At 74.7% G+C, this 14,932-nt stretch carries 10 protein-coding genes; 1 reads left to right on the plus strand and 9 read right to left on the minus strand.

The annotated features are described in order from the left end of the window. Positions 1-65: 65 nt before the first annotated feature. Entirely contained in the window at positions 66-884 is an 819-nt protein-coding gene (locus tag ACFXOZ_RS22890) for a phytanoyl-CoA dioxygenase family protein (protein ID WP_375890492.1), read from the minus strand. A gap of 59 nt (positions 885-943) precedes the next feature. Continuing rightward, on the minus strand, positions 944-4,309 hold the full coding sequence (locus ACFXOZ_RS22895) for an amino acid adenylation domain-containing protein (RefSeq protein WP_380592340.1): 3,366 nt from the start codon (positions 4,307-4,309) through the stop codon (positions 944-946). Positions 4,310-4,613: 304 nt separating this feature from the next. Here ACFXOZ_RS22895 and ACFXOZ_RS22900 point away from each other — a divergent pair, with 304 nt between their 5' ends. After that, positions 4,614-6,482 (plus strand): amino acid adenylation domain-containing protein, encoded by a 1,869-nt coding sequence (locus ACFXOZ_RS22900; protein WP_380592342.1) that lies wholly within the window; start codon positions 4,614-4,616, stop codon positions 6,480-6,482. 91 nt (positions 6,483-6,573) lie between these two features. Here the strand turns inward: ACFXOZ_RS22900 and ACFXOZ_RS22905 are convergent, their stop codons facing one another. Genes ACFXOZ_RS22905 through ACFXOZ_RS22935 form a run of 7 tightly spaced genes read right to left on the minus strand, consistent with a single transcriptional unit; the run spans position 6,574 to position 14,899 of the window. Then, a complete protein-coding gene (locus ACFXOZ_RS22905; protein WP_375890486.1) occupies positions 6,574-7,074 on the minus strand; it encodes an FBP domain-containing protein in 501 nt (166 codons plus the stop codon). 59 nt (positions 7,075-7,133) lie between these two features. Beyond that, entirely contained in the window at positions 7,134-8,729 is a 1,596-nt protein-coding gene (locus ACFXOZ_RS22910) for an amino acid adenylation domain-containing protein (RefSeq protein ID WP_380528445.1), read from the minus strand. Beyond that, complete coding sequence (locus ACFXOZ_RS22915) at positions 8,719-9,768, minus strand: kinase (RefSeq protein ID WP_380528444.1); 1,050 nt, start codon at positions 9,766-9,768, stop codon at positions 8,719-8,721. Before ACFXOZ_RS22915 ends, ACFXOZ_RS22910 begins: the two co-directional genes overlap by 11 nt. Next, entirely contained in the window at positions 9,761-11,086 is a 1,326-nt protein-coding gene (locus ACFXOZ_RS22920; protein WP_375890480.1) for an MFS transporter, read from the minus strand. Before ACFXOZ_RS22920 ends, ACFXOZ_RS22915 begins: the two co-directional genes overlap by 8 nt. Continuing rightward, positions 11,083-11,826 carry a thioesterase II family protein gene (locus ACFXOZ_RS22925; RefSeq protein ID WP_380592344.1) on the minus strand — a complete coding sequence of 248 codons (744 nt, stop codon included), beginning with the start codon at positions 11,824-11,826 and terminating at the stop codon, positions 11,083-11,085. Before ACFXOZ_RS22925 ends, ACFXOZ_RS22920 begins: the two co-directional genes overlap by 4 nt. A gap of 32 nt (positions 11,827-11,858) precedes the next feature. After that, entirely contained in the window at positions 11,859-13,088 is a 1,230-nt protein-coding gene (locus ACFXOZ_RS22930) for a cytochrome P450 (RefSeq protein ID WP_380528440.1), read from the minus strand. Continuing rightward, a complete protein-coding gene (locus tag ACFXOZ_RS22935) occupies positions 13,085-14,899 on the minus strand; it encodes a non-ribosomal peptide synthetase (RefSeq protein ID WP_380528438.1) in 1,815 nt (604 codons plus the stop codon). The genes ACFXOZ_RS22930 and ACFXOZ_RS22935 overlap by 4 nt, the downstream gene beginning before the upstream one ends. Positions 14,900-14,932: the final 33 nt, after the last annotated feature.

Raw genomic sequence — 14,932 nt, forward strand, 5'->3', positions numbered from 1 at the left:
CGCGCCGTCAGGGCCTCGGGGCCCGCGCGGTGGCGGGCCCCGAGGGCCCCGGCCGTGCCGTGCGGTCAGGAACGGACGTCCAGCGCCGTCGCGTCGTGGTTGAGGAAGAACTCGGGGCGCGGGTTCGCCCACTCCGCCGGAGCGTTGCCCACCGTGTTGTAGCTGATCAGTGCGAGCGTCCGGGGCTGGCCGGACCGGTTGGGCGAGGAGCCGTGCACGATGTTGCTGCTGAACAGCACCACCGTCCCGGCGGGCCCGGTCGCCCGGTGGACGCCGTGCTCCTCGGCGAGTTCCTCGGCCACGGCGGGCGGGATCGAGTGCGACAGGTTGGCGGAGACGATGGCCGACCAGTTGTCGTCCGCACGGCTCGCGCTGTCCGCCCGCTGTTCCTCGGCGGTCTCGTACCTGGTCGCGACGGCGTGGCTGCCGGGGATCAGCTGGAGCGGGCCGTTCTCCTCGGTGACCTCGTCCAGGAAGACGGCCGCGGTGAGCGCGTCGGGTGCGGGCATGCCGTCCTCCCGCTGCCAGAAGGTGAAGTCGCGGTGCCACTCCCAGCGGTCACCGGTGTTGGCGGCCTTCGGGTTGATCTTCCACTGGTAGACGTACATGTCCTCGCCCAGCAGCGTCCGTGCCGCGCGGGGGAGGAGCGTCTCCTCACTGACGGTGCGCCAGGGGGCGTCCTTGCGGTGCAGGCCGTAGACGGCGCGGACGGTGCTGCCGTCCTGCTCGAAGAAGCGCTGCGGGCCGTCCTCGGCGAGGAGGGCGGGGAGCGCCCGGCGGATCTCCTGGAGGAGCTGGTCGGGGATCAGGGCGGGGAGGACGACGAAGCCGTCCCGGCGGTACCGCTCAAGGATTCCGTCGAAGTCGACATCGGGTTCGGTCATGGCACGACACTCCTGCGTCGGTGGGTGGGCGCACGTCGGTGTGCGGGTTCAACACAGTGTCACCGGCCGGTCGCGGCGGCGCTGTCCAGCAGCGCGGCCAGCTCGGCCACCGTGGGGGTCTCGAAGAGCGCGCGGAGCGGCAGTTCGACGCCCAGCTCCGAGCGGATCCGGTTGATCAGCCGGGTGGCCAGCAGCGAGTGCCCGCCGAGGTCGAAGAAGCTCCGGTCGACGTCGATGTCCGGCCTGCGCAGGACCTTGGCGAAGACCGCGCTCAGCCGCCGTTCGGTCTCGCTGGTGAACTCCCGTGGGGCGGAGAGAGGTTCGGCCCCGGGTGCGGGGAGGGCGGCCCGGTCGAGCTTGCCGTTCGGGGTCAGCGGCAGCCGGTCGAGCCACACGTAGGACGCGGGCAGCATGAAGGAGGGCAGTGTGCGGGACAGGTGCTGTCGCAGCTCCGCCGGAGTCGGGGCGGGGTCGGCGGCGGGGTCGGCGGCGGGGCCGACAGCGCGATCGGGGGCGGCCGGGGCCGGGACGAGGTAGCCGACCAGGGTCTTCCCGCCGGGCCGGTCCTCCCGCGCCAGCACCGCCGCCCGGGCCACGGCCGGGTGCCGGGTCAGGGCCTCCTCGATCTCCCCGGGCTCCACCCGGAAGCCCCGGATCTTGACCTGGTGGTCCGCCCGGCCGAGGAAGGCCAGGGTTCCGTCGGGCAGCCACTGGGCCAGGTCGCCGGTGCGGTACATCCGCGAACCGGGCGGCCCGAACGGGTCGGGCAGGAAGCGCTCCGCCGTCCGGTCGGGCCGGCCCGCGTAGCCCCGGGCGACGCCGGCTCCGGCCAGGTGGACTTCTCCGACCACGCCGTACGGGACCAGGCGCAGGCCCGGATCCAGCAGGTACACCCGGGTGTTGGCGATCGGGCCGCCGATCGGGGCGGTGGCCGGCCAGCCGGTGCTGTCCGGCGCCGTGCTGTACGCGGTGACGGCGTGGGTCTCGGCCGGCCCGTAGACGTTGTGCAGCCGCCGGCCGGTGTCGGGGTGGTGGAAGGCGCGGGTCCGGGCGCTGGTGGTCAGCGCCTCGCCGCCCTGGTAGACGGTGCGCAGCGGGGTGAGGGCCCGTCCGTGCTCCTCGGCCGCCTCGTACAGGGCCTCGATCACCGAGGTGGGTGCGAACAGCTCGTCGACCTCGTACCGCTCGATCCACGCGGCCAGGTCCTCCGGGCTGCGGCGGATCGCGTCGGTGGGGACGACCAGGGTCTTGCCCGTCACCAGGGTGGTGAGGATCTCCTGGACGGACGCGTCGAAGCCGATCGCGCAGAACTGGGCGGTCCTGGTGCCGGGGCCGCCGGGGAAGGCGGCGCGGTGCCAGGCCAGCAGGTTGAGCAGGCCGGCGGCGGGCATCAGGACGCCCTTGGGGGTGCCGGTCGAGCCCGAGGTGTAGATCAGGTAGGCGGACTGCTGCGGGTGCAGCGGGGCGGTGCGGTCGCGGTCCTCGGGGTCGCGGTCCGGTCGCTGCGCGAGTTCCGCGGCGGTGTCGGCGGTGTCCGTCCGCAGCTGGGGGACGCCGTTCGGCAGGGCCGGCGCGGTGTCGGCGTGGGTGAGGGCGAGGACGGGGCGCGCGTCGCCGAGCAGGTGGACGATCCGCTCGGGCGGGTAGTCCGGGTCGACCGGCAGGTAGACCGCCCCGGTCTTGAGCACCGCCAGCAGGCCGACGAACATGTCCGGGGAGCGCGGCAGCAGCAGCGCGACCACCCGTTCCGGCCCGGCGCCCCGGGCGATCAGCGCGTGGGCGAGCCGGTTGGCACGGCGGTTCAGCTCCGCGTAGCCGAGTGCCTCGCCCTCGTACAGCAGCGCCGCGGCGGCCGGGGTGCGGGCGGCCTGGTCCTGGAAGAGCTCGGGGACGGTACGCGGGGGCGGCGCGAGCTGCTCGCCGGTGCCGGTGGCCAGCAGCAGGGCGCGCTCCGCCGCGGAGACCGTGGGGAGGTCGGCGACGGGCCGGTCCGGGTCGGCCACGGCGGCGGTCAGCACCTCCAGGTAGTGCTCCGCCAGTCGCCGGACCCGGTCGCGGTCGAAGAGCTCGGTGGCGTAGACGAAGCGGCAGACCAGGCCGGTCGGGCGCCGCTCGACCTGGACCTCCAGGTCGAAGCGGGTGCTGCACCCGGCGATCTCGACGAACCCGGTGCTCAGGGCCGTTCCGGGCGCTCCGGGGGCGGGGGAGTCGTGGAGGTCCGTGTAGGTGCAGAGGACCTGGAAGGGCGCGGCGCCGGTCCGCTCCCGCCCAGCGGCGACGGCCTCGACCACCTGGGCGAAGGGGACGGCCTCGTGGTCCTGCGCCGCTGCCACCGTGCTGCGGGTGCGGCGCAGCAGCTCCCGGACGTCGGGGGAGCCGGCCAGGCTGGTGCGCAGGGCCACCGTGTTGGCGAAGAAGCCCACGACGCCGTGGAACTCGGGCTGCCGCCGGTTGGCGACCGGCGTGCCGACCACCAGGTCCGTGCCGCCGGTGCGGTGCGACAGCACGACGTTCAGGACGGCCGCCGCCAGCATGAAGGGGGTGACTCCCTCGGCCCGGCAGAGCTCGCCGACGCGGGCGGTGAGCGGTGGCGGCAGTTCGAGCAGGACGGCGTCGCCCGCGAAGCTCGGCCGCGCGGGCCGGGGGCGGTCGGTGGGCAGGTCGAGCCCGGGGAGCGGGCCGCGCAGCTGCTCCTGCCAGTACCGCAGGCCGTCCCGGAACCCGCCCTCGTCGACGGCCGCGCGTTCCCGGCGCGCGTGGTCGGCGAAGGTGGCGGTCAGCGGCGGGAGTTCGGCGGCGGAGCCGGTGGTCAGGCCGTCGTAGCGCGTCCACAGTTCGGCGAGGAGGACCCGCTCGGACCAGCCGTCGATCACGCTGTGGTGGACGTTCAGCAGGAGGACGTGCCGCTCGGGTTCCGTGCGCAGGAGCGCGGCCCGGACCAGGAGTTCGCCGTCGAGGGTGAAGGGCCGACGGGCCTCGGCGGTCAGCAGGCGGTCGAGCTCGGCCGCCCGGGCGGCCGGGTCGGCGCCCTCGACGGTGCGGTACGGGACGTCGAACTCCGCTGCGGAGACGGTCTCCTGGACGAGCTCCCGGCCGTCGAAGGTGAAGCGGGTCCGCAGCGCCTCGTGTCGGCGGACCAGGTCGCGGACGGCGGTGGTGAGGGCCTCGGGCCGGAGCGGGCCGTCGATCCGGACGGCGATCGGGACGTTGTAGGCCGCGTTGCCGCCGTGCAACCGGTCGAGGAACCACAGGCGTTGCTGGGCACTCGACGCGGGAATCGGTCCGGTGGCCGGAAGGTGTTCGACCGTCGGTTTTCCCGTCGTGGTCCTACGGTTTTCGCGTAGGCGTCGAAGGAGTTCGTTCTCGGAATTCACGCCGCACCCCCGTGTCGACGGCACTGTGTCAATCGACGTGCCCGGCCTCATGGTTGTGGAAGTTCGTAGGGGGCCGGGAGATTGTGTCCGCGACGGCCCCGTTGTCGATCAATCGTCGAGTCTGCCAGGAACCGGGGAGGTTCGGTAGCCCGAGTTTTCCCCGAACGGTATTGCCCCGTCGGGAAAATCGCCGGAATCGCGCCGTACCGGCGCAGGGGCCGACGAGAGGTGAGATATTGTCATGAACTGGACATCAGGGCGGGATGATCGCCCGTGGATCTTGTTCCCGGGGCCCGCCCCGTTGCAGGATCGCTCTGTCGACGCAGTCCGCACCGTACCCGACGATGGGGGATCCATGCTCTCCGCAGACGACGCGCCGACGCTCCACCGGATGGTGGAGGCCCAGGTCGGCCGCACCCCGGACGCGCTCGCGGTGGTCAGCGGGCCGGACCGGACGACCTACCGGCAGCTGAACGCGCGGGCCGACCGGCTGGCCCGGGCCCTGCGGGCCCGCGGCGTCACCCCCGGCAGCCACGTCGCGGTGGCCGTCGAACGCGGCACCGGCCTGGTTGCGGCGCTGCTGGCGGTGCTCAAGGCGGGCGCCGCCTACCTGCCGCTCGACCCCTCGTACCCGGACGGGCGGCTGCGCTTCATGGTCGAGGACGCCGAAGCCGCCGTTCTGGTGACCGACCGTCACCACAGCGGCCGGGCCTGGGCCGAGGGCCTCCCGGAACTCCTGCTGGAGGACCTGGACGGGCCGCAGCACACCGATGACCCGGACGGGCCGGACGCTCCGGACGAGCAGGCCCGCCTCGACGGCCTCGCCGGACCCGACGACCTCGCCTACCTGATCTACACCTCGGGCTCCACCGGCCTGCCCAAGGGCGTGATGGTCCGGCACGCCGGCGTGGTGAACTTCCTGGCCGACATGGTCGAGCGGTTCGCGCTGGGCCCCGAGGACCGGTTCTTCGCGATCACCACCGTCTCCTTCGACATCGCCGTGCTGGAGATCTTCGGGCCGCTGGTCAGCGGTGGCACCGTGGTGCTGGCCGGGCGTGAACTGGTGCACGACCCGCGGCGGCTGGCCGAGGCGGTGCGGGGCTCGGCGGCGACCCTGCTGCAGTCCACGCCCTCGCTGCTGCGCCTGCTCGTCCCCGAGCTCCGGGAGCGGGTGCCGGGCCTGCGGGTCGTCGTCGGCGGCGAGGCGCTGACCGCCGAACTGGCCGGGGCGCTGGCCGGCGTGGCGTCCGCCGTCACCAACGTCTACGGGCCCACCGAGACGACCGTCTGGGCCACGGCCTGGGAGGTCGACCCCGGCGGCGGCCGGGTGTCGATCGGCCGCCCGATCCGCGGCACCGACGTGCTGGTGGTGGACGAGGCGGGTGCCGCCGTCCCCGACGGCACCCCGGGCGAGCTGTGGATCGGCGGGGCCGGGGTCGCCCGCGGCTACTGGCGGCGGCCCGGGCTGACCGCCGAGCGGTTCGTGCCGCACCCCGGCGCGCCGCGGGCGGGTTCCCCGCAGCCCGGCTCGCCTCAGCCCGGCTCGCCGCAGGACGGCTCCCCGGAGGCGTCCGCCCGGGCCTACCGCACCGGCGACCTGGTGCGCCGCCGCCCGGACGGCTGCCTGGACTTCCTCGGGCGGATCGACCACGAGGTCAAGCTGCGCGGCATGCGGATCGACCTCGGCGAGGTCGAGGCGGTGCTCGGCGCCCACCCGGAGGCCTTCGCCGTCGCCGTGCTGGCCCGCGAGGACCTCCCGGGCGGCACCGTCCTGGTGGCGTACGGGGTCTGGCGCAGCGGCCGGGCGCCCGAGGTCGCCGCGCTGCGGGACTGGTGCCGCCGCAGCCTGCCGGAGCACATGGTCCCCGGCCGCTTCGTGGCCCTGGACGAACTGCCGCTGACCCCGAACGGCAAGGTCGACCGGCGGGCCCTGCCCCGCCCCGACGAGGGCCGCCCGGACCTCGGCACGCCGTACGCGGCGCCGCGGGACGAGATCGAGGGCATCATCGCCGAGGTCTGGGCCGAGGCGCTCGGGATCCAACCGGTGGGCGTGCGGGACGACTTCTTCGAGCTGGGCGGCCACTCCCTGCTGGCGGCCGGGATCGTGGACCGGATCGAGGCCCTCACCGGACTGCGCCTCAGTGCCGAGGCGCTCTACGAACGTCCCACGGTCGAGCGGTTCACGGCCCACCTGCGGGAGGCCTTCGAGGCCGGGGTGTCGTGACCGGGGCGTCGAGGCCGGGGCGTCGTGACGCCGGAGGCCGACGACCACCCGGGTCGTCGGCCTCCCGCGTCCGCGGCTCGCGGCCCGCGGGTCACACCTTCTTGAGCACCTGCGCCACGAAGGCGTCGAGGTTGGTCATCGTGCGGGCGATCTGCTCCTCCAGCGAGAGCGACTCCTCGGGGCGGCTGACCGAGGCCGACCTGCGCTTGCCGCGCACGTACAGCGAACAGGCCAGGTCGGCGCAGATGTACGTGCCGACGGTGTTCCCCTCGCGCCCGGCCGGGCCGGCCAGCCGGGCGGAGAGCAGGGCGACCCCGCTGCCGCCGTGGATGGTGATGCACAGCGAGCAGACGTTGGTCTTCGTCAGGCTGCGCCGGACGTTCGGCGACCGCAGGGTGATCCCCACCAGGCCGTCGCCCCGCTCCACCACCAGGTAGCCGCGGTCGGGCGCGCCCGGATCCCGCCATCCCAGGAAGTCCAGGTCGTCCCAGGGGAGTTCGGAGAGGTTGCGGGGAAGGCTGAGCCTGCGCGCCTCTCCCTTGGTGCAGTTGACGAAGGATTCACGGACTTCGTTGTCGTCGAGTGCGCGCATTTGGCAGATCCTAGCAGTGGGTTTGTGCGACACGGTCGGGAATATGACGGGTCGTTCATTCAGGAAAGGACGGAAGGGGCCTCGGTGGCAAGGGAATTCCGCGCCACCAGGGCGTCCCGGTCGACTTTTCCGCCGGGGGTCAGCGGGATCTCCGGGAGGACGGTCAGGAGGGTCGGCACCATGAACTCGGGCAACCGGGCGACCAGATGGGCGCGGAGCTCCTCGGCCCGCTCCGCGCGGCCGGTGCGCAGCACCACGCAGGCGGCCAGCCGGTCCCCCGGGGCGCCCGGTTCGGCGGGCTGGACGAAGACGGCCGCCTGGGCCACCGCCGGGTGGCCGAGCAGCGCGGCCTCCACCTCGGCGGGTTCGATCCGGAACCCCTTGACCTTCACCTGGCGGTCGGCCCGGCCGAGGTAGCACAGCCCGCCGTCCGCGGTGCGCCGCACCAGGTCGCCGGTCCGGTACATCCGGGCCCCGGGCGGGCCGTCCGGGCAGGGCAGGAAGCGCTCGGCGGTCAGATCCGGCCGTCCGAGGTAGCCGCGGGCCAGCGCGGCGCCGGACACGTACAGTTCGCCCTCGGCCTCCGGCCCGTCGACCGGCCGCAGCCGTGCGTCCAGGACGTGGAGCCCGACGCCGTCGATGGCGGTGCCGATCGGGACGGGACCGGGCGGCAGCTCCGCGCCCGGTTCGATCCGGTACTCCGTGCAGCCGACGGTGGCCTCGGTCGGCCCGTACTCGTTGACCACGGTGGCCTCCGGGTGCCGGGCCCGCCAGCCGGCGAGCGCGGCACCGAGCAACTGCTCACCGCCGAGGACCAGTTCACGGCGGGGGGAGAACTCCGCCGGGAGCAGGTCGAGGAGCGGCAGGTGCCCCGGGGTCGCCTTGAGGAAGGTGCACGGGTGCTCGCGCAGTGCGGCCCGGCCGCCGCCGCGGCCGCCCGCCAGGTGCACCGCGCCGCCCGCCAGCAGGGGGGCGAACAGGCCGGTCACGGTCAGGTCGAAGGCGACCGAGGACTGGACCAGCGCCACCCCGCCCGTGCTGGGGTAGGAACGCGCCGCCCAGGTCAGGTAGTTGACCACCGAGGCGTGGCACAGCACGACGCCCTTGGGCCGGCCGGTGGAGCCGGAGGTGTAGATGACGTACGCCGGGTGCTGGGGCCGCAGCCGCCGCAGGCGTTCGGCGTCCCGCACCGGGGCGGCGCTGCGGCCGGCCAGGGCGAGACCGGTCGCGGCGGAATCCAGTAGCAGCACCGGGGCTGGGGTGCGGGGCAGCGCCCCGGTGGTCGGGGCGACCGTGAGCAGCAGCGCCGGTTCGGCGTCCCGGAGCACCTGGTCGAGGCGTTCCGCCGGGTACCCCGGGTCCACCGGGACGTAGGCGGCGCCGGCCTTGAGCACCCCGAGGAGGGCCACCAGCAGCGTGACCGACCGTTCCAGGGCCACCGCCACCAGGTGCTCCGGGCCGATCCCGCGCGCGATCAGCTCGCGGGCCAGCCGGTTGGCGCGCTCGTCCAGTTCCCGGTGGCTCAGCCGTTCGGCGCCGCACAGCACGGCCGTCGCGTCCGGGCAGCGCGCCATCCGGCGGGCCAGCAGCCCGGTGAGGGTGGACCCGTCGGTCCCGTCCGGGGCCGAGCCGTCCGGTGTGGCGTCAGCGCGCATGCGGCTGTCCTTCCCCGGCGCCGGGTGCGGCCGGTACGGCGGTGAACTCCGGTACGGCGGTGAACTCCGGTACGGCGGTGGGCTCCGGTGCGGCGGCGAACTCCTCGGGCCCGAGCGTGCGGTGCACCGACACGGTGCCGCCGACGGACCGGCAGGCGGCCCGGGCGTGCTCGACCTTCGCGGCCAGCTCCGGGTCGCCGGCGGGCAGCAGGACGCCCAGGTTGGTGCCGCTGTGCGCGCGGACCAGCCCGAGGCCGTCGAGCTCCGCGCAGAGCGCGCGCAGCTCCCCGGAGCCGCGGTGCGGCCGCCGCCGCAGGCTCAGTTCGGTGCTGCGGGTGGCGATCCGGCCGACCTCGGCGAGGTCCCCGGTGCGCACCGCCGTGCCCAGCGCGGTCAGCAGCCGGCCGTACTCCCGGCGTTCCTCGTCGGTGTAGTCCTTGGGGATCCGGTTGAAGCCGACGGTGTCGACCCGGCCGCCCTCGTCGTGGGCGAGGACGGTCATCGACGGCAGGTAGCCGAGCCGCTCGCGCAGCCGGACGTCCCGGTGCAGGAAGGAGACGATGCCGTCGTACATCACGCCGTCGGTCGGTTCGATCCGCCGCAGCAGGGCCTCGACCGCGGTCGGCGGCAGGGGTGTGCGCAGCGCCGCCGCGACGGCCCGGGCGGTGGCCACCAGGTCGGCGGAGGAGCTGGCCAGCCCCTTGCCCTCGGGCAGTTCACCGGTCAGGTCCAGTTCGCCGCCGCCGGGCCGCCCGGTCAGCTCCAGCAGCAGCCCGGCCAGCCGCCGGGACTTGGCCTTGTGGGCGGGCCGGACGGAGACCGCGGGCTCCTGCGGGTCGTAGCGGAAGGTCGCGGTGCTCCATCCGGCGATCGGGAGGGTGACCAGGAACTCCGGGCCGTCGTCGGGCAGTGCGCCCTGCAGCAGTTCGCCGAAGGTGCCGAAGGCCCGGCCGGTGCCCGCGCTGCGGCCGGTGCCCGTGCCGCGGCCGGGGCCCTCCCGCAGCGCGGTGGCGGCGGGCAGCTCGGTGGGGCTAGTCAACCGGGACCCCCTCGACGGGGTCGGCCTGGGCCGACCCGTGGTCCGCGGTCGGCGCCGGGTCGGCGGCCGCCCCGGGGATCTCGGTCACCCGCCGGACCGGTGACAGGGCGATGATCACGGCGGCCACCAGGAGGCCCACCGAGGCGAACACCAGGGCCGGGGAGACGCCGATCCGGTCGCCGAGGAAGCCGCCGAAGACGGCTCCCAGCGGGGCGCCGCCCATGACGACCATCCGCACCACGGCGGTCATCCGGCCCTGGAGTTCGTCCGGGGTGATGGAGGTGCGGTAGGCGCGCAGGTTGATGTTGCAGACGATCACCATCGCGGAGTTCACCACGTGCATCACCAGCAGCAGCACGATCGCCGCCGCCTCCGGCACCACGGTGGCCAGCGGGGTCAGCAGCGAGGCCAGGCCGATCGCGGTCGAGGTGAACACCAGCAGCCGGCCCAGCGGCATCCGTCGGCTCATCGGCCCCGCCAGTACCGCCCCGATCAGGGCGCCCGCGCCCGAGGAGGCCAGGATGACGCCGACGAAGGTCGGGGCGAGGTCCAGGTTGCGGGTCACGAAGGCGAGGAAGAGCGGTTCGCAGGCCAGCGCGAAGAAGTTGGCGACCAGGGTGGCGAGCACCAGGACCCGCAGCAGCGGGTTGCCCAGGACGAAGCGGGCGCCCTCGGCCGCGTCCTTCCAGACCGAGCCGGGCCCGCCGGTGCTCTCCGGGGCAGGCTCGCGCCGCCGGATCCGCGAGGTGAACAGGGCGGAGACCACGAAGGTGGCGGCGTTGAGGGCCATCGCGACCGGGCCGGTCAGGGCCTGGACGATCACCCCGCCGAGCGAGTGGCCGCCGATGTTGGAGACCGAACTGCTCAGCTCCAGCTTGCTGTTGCCCTCGATCAGGTCGTCGCGCTCGACCAGGGCCGGCAGCAGGGAGGCGTTGCCGATGTCCGCCACCACGCTGCACAGGCCGACCAGCAGGACGACGCCGACCAGCAGCGGCACCGTCAGGGCGTCCAGCCACCAGGCGCACGGGACCAGCATCATCGTGGCCCCGCGCAGGAGGTCGGCCCCGATGATGATGGGGCGCTTGGGCTTGCGGTCCACCCAGACTCCGACGAACAGGCTCACCAGCAGGTAGGGCAGGTAGCTCGCGGCGCTGAGCACGCCCAGCTCGGAGATCGAGGCCGAGAGCGTGACCGAGGCGATCAGCGGGACGGCCACGGCCGTCATGTTGGAGCCGAGCATCGACGCGGACTGGCCGAGCCACAGGTTGCGGAAGTCGGTGTTGCGGCGCAGCACGCCGATCTGCTTGCCGGACGTCACAGTGCCAGTCCCTCGGTGAATCGTGCCATCAGTTCCGCCGGGGCCTTGAGGAAGGCGTGGTGCTCGCCGGCCAGCACCACCGGGTGGTAGCGGCCGGGGGCCGCGTACTCCCGCCAGCCGTCCATCTGGTCGGGCCGGATCTCCACGTCCCCGCTCCAGCCGATCGCGTGCACCGCCGCCTCCAGGACGACCGGGGCGTCCAGCCGGTAGTTCCGGTTGCCCGCCACGTCCTGCTCCAGGACGTCCAGCGCGAGGTCGAGGGCCGACGGCTGGACCCGGCCGCCCATCGACACCGTCAACCGCGCCAGTTCCTCGCGCAGTTCGTCCCGGACCAGGCCGAGGAAGCGCCCGTACGGCCCCTGGTGCGGCGCGACCTGGGAGGAGACGAACACCGCGGTGGGCGCCGGCCGGCCGGTCCGTTGCAGGTGCAGCGCGGTGGCGAACGCGGCCAGCGCCCCGCCGCAGTGCCCGAACACGCCGAACGGACGGTCCAGGTAGGGCGCGAGCGCCTCGGCGGCCTGCTCGGCCAGCGACTCGTACGAGCCGTGGTGCGGCTCCCGCATCCGGTTCTCCCGCGCGGGCAGCTGCACCGCGCAGAGCTCGACGCCTCCGGTCCGCCGCGGCCACCCGTTGTACATGGACGCGCCGCACCCGGAGTACGGGAAGCAGAACAGCCGGGCCGCCGCGTCCGGCGACGGCCGGCGCAGCAGCCACCTCCCGGGCTTGCTGACCGTCGTCATACAGCACCTCACCTCTGGAGTCTCTCGTGCGCTCAGCGCAGCTTGGCGGTCACCGGCAGGCTCTTGATCCCGGCGACGAAGTTCGACCGCAGGTGCTCGACCGGGCCGGCGAGCTCGAACTCCCCGACGAGCCGCACCACTTCGGCGAAGAAGAGCCGTAGCGCGATCCTGGCCAGCGGGGCGCCGATGCAGTAGTGGGGGCCGAAGCCGAAGGCCAGGTGGCGGTTGGGGGAGCGGGACACGTCGAAGGCGAAGGGGTCGGCGAAGACCCGCTCGTCCCGGTTGGCGGAGCCGAGCCAGGCCACCACCGCCTCCCCGGCCCGGACCGGGACGCCGCTCAGCTCGGTGTCGACCACGCTGTAGCGCATGAAGTGGTTGGCGGGGGAGGACCAGCGCAGGCCCTCCTCCACGGCGTCCTCGACGGTGGCGGTGCCGTCCCCGAGCCGGCGGTACTGCTCCGGGTGCTCGGTGAAGGCCAGGACGGTCGCGGCCATCGCGTGCGGCGTGGTGACGTTGGCGCCCAGCAGCAGGCTGTAGCAGTTGTAGACGAGCTCCTCGCGGCGCATGGTGCGGTCCCCGACCGGCATGCTCCGCAGGAAGCCGACCAGGTCGTCCCGGGGTCCGCGGGAGCGGGCCTGCTCGGCGAAGTACGCGAACAGCTCGTGGTGCGCGCGGACCAGCTTGGCGCCCCCGCCGACCTGGTGGAAGGCGGCGTCCTCCGGGGCGACGGCCATGGTGGTGAGCCGGGCCAGGTACTCCCAGTCCTGCTCCGGCAGGCCCATCAGGGCGCCGGTGAAGGCCATCGGGAAGCCGGTGGCGGCCGCCGCGAGGTCCAGCGGGCCGCCGTCGGCGAGCGGTTGGAGCAGGGTGCGCACCAGGCGGCGGATCGCCTCCTGGTGGGGGCGCAGCCGGGCGAAGGAGAGCACCCGGGCCATCGGCTCGCGCAGGGCGCCGTGCACCGGCGGGTCGCAGGCGGCCATCATCTTGTCGCCCGCCGGGTCGCGTTCGCCGAGGATCGACAGCATGGTGCCCCGGCGGGAGGTGAAGCGGGTGTGGTCGCGCAGGACGGCGCTGACGTCGGCGTGCCGGGTCACCGAGAGGAAGGACCGGCCGTCCGGGAGGGTCCGGCGGTGCACCGGTGCCTCCCGGCGCATGACCGTCCAGACCGGGTGCGGATCGCCCTCGGCGTAGAAGGCCGGGTCGCCGAGGTCCACCGAGTCCGGGTCGATCCGCTCCGGGCGGGGCTGCGCGGTGATCCTCATCGGCCGGCTCCGTCGTGCTCGCGCAGCACCTCGGGATCGGCGCCCTCCTCGGCCGCGGCCTCGACGACCCGCAGGGCCAGCTCGGCCACGGTCGGGTTCTCGTAGAAGGTCCGGGCGGTGATCAGCAGGTCCGTCTCGGCGGAGATCTCACCGGTGATCCGGGTGGCCATCAGCGAGTGGCCGCCCAGTTCGAAGAAGTCGTCGTCGGCGCCGATCCCGTCGATCTCCATGACCTCCTCCCACAACCGGGTCAGCCACTCCTCGGCGGCGCCGTGCGGGGGCCGGTGCTCGCTGCCGACGTCCTCGCGCTCGCGGCCGCGGCGCTGCGCCAGGGCGGTGCGGTCGACCTTGCCGTTGGGGGTCAGCGGCAGGGCCTCCAGCCAGGTGAAGGTGCTCGGGACGAGGTGGCGCGGCAGTTCGGCGGCGAGGCCGGCGCGCAGTTCGGCGGAGAGCAGTTCGACCTCGCCCTGGTAGAAGGCGGCGAGCCGGCGGTCGCCGTCGGCCCGCTGCTGGAGCACCACCACGGCGGAGCGGACGTCGGGGTGGGCGCTCACGGCGGCCTCGACCTCGCCGAGTTCGACCCGGAAGCCGCGGAGCTTCACCTGGGTGTCGGTCCGGCCGAGGAAGGCGAGGGTGCCGTCCGGGGCCTGCCGGACCCGGTCGCCGGTGTCGTACATCCGGGCGCCGGGCTCGGCGGCGAAGGGGTCGGGGAGGAAGCGTTCGGCGGTCAGGTCGGGGCGGCCGAGGTAGCCGTGGGCCAGCCCCGGGCCGGCGGCGAAGAGCGTGCCGGTCCCGCCCACGGGCACCGGCCGCAGCCGCTCGTCCAGCACGTGCACCCGGGTGCCGCCGATCGGACGGCCGATCGGCACCGGGCGCCCGTCCAGGGGTTCGCGCACCGGGTGGCAGCAGGTGAAGGTGGTGTTCTCGGTCGGCCCGTAGCCGTTGACCACGACGCCGTTCGGCAGCGCGGCGGCCGCGCGGTCGACGTGGGCGGGGGAGAGGACGTCGCCGCCGGCCACCAGGTAGCGCAGCGCCGGCAGCGGGGGGAGCCCGGCGTCGACCACCTGGTGGAACAGGCCGGCGGTCAGCCACAGCACGGTGACCCCGGCCTCGCGGACCAGCTCGGTCAACTCGCCCGGCCCGAGCGGCCCGGGCGGTGCGACGACCAGGCAGGCGCCGTTCAGCAGGGCGCCCCAGACCTCCAGGGTGGAGGCGTCGAAGGCGATCGGGGCGTGGGCCAGGAAGACGTCCTCGGGGCGGAAGGCCAGCGGGTCGCCGCCGACCACCAGGCGGTGCACGGCCCGGTGCGGGACGCTGACGCCCTTGGGGCGGCCGGTGGAGCCGGAGGTGTACGCGACGTAGGCGGTGTCCTCGGGGCCGGGGGGCGTGTCGGGCCCGCTCAGGGCGGCCCCGCTCGCGTCGGCCCCGGTGAGCACGGTGAGGGTGAGGTCCGGACCGGCCAGCACCGCCCGGGCGCCGGCGTCGGCCAGCAGGGCGGTGGCGCGGGCCGGCGGGTCCTGGGGGTCGACCGCGACGTACGCGGCCCCGGCCTTGAGCACGCCGAGCAGGGCGGTCACCTGCTCCGCCGAGCGGTCGACGCGCACCCCGACCCGGTCGCCGCGCCGCACGCCGACGGCCCGGAGCCGGGCCGCGAGGGCCTCCGCCCGGGCGTCCAGCTCCCGGTAGGACAGGCGGGTGGCGCCGGACCGGACGGCGGTGGCGCCGGCCCGGTCGCGCGCGACGGACGCGAAGCGGTCGCACACGGACGTCAGGCCCCCGGTGGGGACCACTGCGGTGTCTACCGTGGCCATGGGCTGATCAACTGTCCCTTCGGGGCGGTCCGG

Origin of the sequence: Kitasatospora sp. NPDC059160 (assembly GCF_042755465.1) — a bacterium.
GTDB lineage: Bacteria > Actinomycetota > Actinomycetes > Streptomycetales > Streptomycetaceae > Kitasatospora.

What these genes read in the sequence shown, in the direction of transcription:
- ACFXOZ_RS22905 (WP_375890486.1), bottom strand. Translation starts at nt 7,074, where the DNA reads ATGCGCGCACTCGACGACAACGAAGTCCGTGAATCCTTCGTCAACTGC.
- ACFXOZ_RS22890 (WP_375890492.1), bottom strand. Translation starts at nt 884, where the DNA reads ATGACCGAACCCGATGTCGACTTCGACGGAATCCTTGAGCGGTACCGC.
- ACFXOZ_RS22925 (WP_380592344.1), bottom strand. Translation starts at nt 11,826, where the DNA reads ATGACGACGGTCAGCAAGCCCGGGAGGTGGCTGCTGCGCCGGCCGTCG.
- ACFXOZ_RS22930 (WP_380528440.1), bottom strand. Translation starts at nt 13,088, where the DNA reads ATGAGGATCACCGCGCAGCCCCGCCCGGAGCGGATCGACCCGGACTCG.
- ACFXOZ_RS22895 (WP_380592340.1), bottom strand. Translation starts at nt 4,309, where the DNA reads ATGAGGCCGGGCACGTCGATTGACACAGTGCCGTCGACACGGGGGTGC.
- ACFXOZ_RS22910 (WP_380528445.1), bottom strand. Translation starts at nt 8,729, where the DNA reads ATGCGCGCTGACGCCACACCGGACGGCTCGGCCCCGGACGGGACCGAC.
- ACFXOZ_RS22935 (WP_380528438.1), bottom strand. Translation starts at nt 14,899, where the DNA reads ATGGCCACGGTAGACACCGCAGTGGTCCCCACCGGGGGCCTGACGTCC.
- ACFXOZ_RS22900 (WP_380592342.1), top strand. Translation starts at nt 4,614, where the DNA reads ATGCTCTCCGCAGACGACGCGCCGACGCTCCACCGGATGGTGGAGGCC.